1 pseudogene is annotated in these 1703 nt (G+C 68.8%); it reads right to left on the reverse strand.

Going from position 1 to position 1703, the window contains the following annotated elements:
• Window positions 1-35: 35 nt before the first annotated feature.
• Window positions 36-1624 (reverse strand): annotated as a pseudogene (locus HUA76_RS44715) (IS3 family transposase).
• Window positions 1625-1703: the final 79 nt, after the last annotated feature.

Consider the following 1703-nt stretch of genomic DNA (forward strand, 5'->3'; position numbering starts at 1 on the left):
CGGTGAGCGTCAAGGTAGATGTCGCGTGAGAGGGTTCAGCCGATGCGCTTCATCTCCTGCACGGCCGGGGTGAGGCTGGGCGAGGGGCCCAGGCGGACGGAGCCTGCGGGAGTCCAGTTGCGAGTGACGCGGCTCCAGCGCTCCGGGTGACGGGATTGGGCGCGCTGGTACACCCGGTGGCGTCGAGCCAGCAGCGAGGCCTCGCGACCGAAGTGCCTGTCGTCGGGCGTGACGAAGCGGATGGCGGAGTGAAGGTGCTCGGTGTTGTACCAAGCCACGAAGCGCGTCACCCAGCAGCAGGCGGCCTCGACGGACGCGAAGGGACGCCGAGGAAAGTTGGGACGGTACTTCAGCGTACGGAAGAGGGCTTCGGAGAAGGGGTTGTCGTCCGAGACGCGGGGCCGGCTGAAGGACGGGGTGACTCCCAGCCATTGCAAGGTGGCCAGCAACGTGGCGCCCTTCATCGGGCCACCGTTGTCCGAATGCAGCACCAGCCCCTCGGGGCAGCCAGCCTCCTGCCAAGAGCGGCGGATGAGGGCCGAGGCATGCTCGGACGACTCCTCCTCGTGCACCGCGAAGCCCATGATGCGCCGACTGAAGACGTCCACCACCAGGTACAGGTAGAGGAAGGCGCCCTTCACCGGGCCCTTCAGGTAGGTGATATCCCAACTCCAGACTTGGTTCGGCCCGGTGGCGGTGTGCTCGGCCCGGGGCCTGGGCGTGGGCACCCTGGCATGGCCTCGGTGGGCCAACTGCCCCGCTTCGCGCAGCACCCGGTAGAAACTCGCTTCGCTGGCGACGTACTCGCCCCGGTCCGCCAGCCTGGGGACAATCTGCTTGGGCGAGGCGTCCCGGAACTCCTCGCTGTTGGCCACCGCCAGGATTCGGCGCCGCTCCACCTCGGACAGCCGGTTGGCCGGACGGGTATGCGGGCCGCACCGCCGGTCCTCCGCCGTGGCGGGCTTCCTCCAGCGTTGAATCGTGCGCGGGGCCACCCCGAGCCGCTCGCAGATGGCCTCCAGGCGCACGCCCCTCTCCAAGGCCTCGTCGACGTGGGCGAGCGTCATTTCTCGCTCTTCTCGTCCGCTGCGTCGTCCTCGTCTGCCAGGTGCCTCTCGTCCCACCCCATCGCCTGAAGTTTTTTTTCGAGCACCAGCAGCGCCGCCGTCTCCGCCAGCGCCTTCTCCTTGCGGTGCAGCTCCCGCTCGAGCTCCTTCACCCGCTTCTCGGCGGCGGCCAGCCGCTTGCGCTCCTTGGCCGGCAGCGGCTCGCTCGCCGTGCCGGAGAGCGCCCCCGCGGCAGCCTGCTGCCACTCTCGCAGCTGCGCTTCATGCAGCCCCTCTCCACGCAGCAACGCCCCCAACTCCTCGCCTTTGAGCTCCTGGGCCGCCGCCAGCACGCGCACCTTCTCCTCGGGTGTCCACTTCTTCGGCCCAGCGGGCGGGGCGAACTTCTTCTCGTCGGACGGGGGCGTCATGGCCGCTACCCTATTCGCCGCGCGCAACCACTGCGACAACGTCGGTTGGGACACTCCCACCTGCCGGGCCAGCGTCGAGGCATTCACCGCGCTCGGGCCCATCATCCGCTTCACCATCTGCGCCTTGAATGCGTCTGTGTACGGCACTTCAACCGCCTGCACTCGCCCCCTTCGGGTGGTCAGCTCGGCAACTCAGCCGAGGCGACTTCTTCCCTGACACAGGGGG

Origin of the sequence: Myxococcus sp. CA056 (genome assembly GCF_013336715.1) — a bacterium.
Lineage (GTDB): Bacteria > Myxococcota > Myxococcia > Myxococcales > Myxococcaceae > Myxococcus > Myxococcus llanfairpwllgwyngyllgogerychwyrndrobwllllantysiliogogogochensis.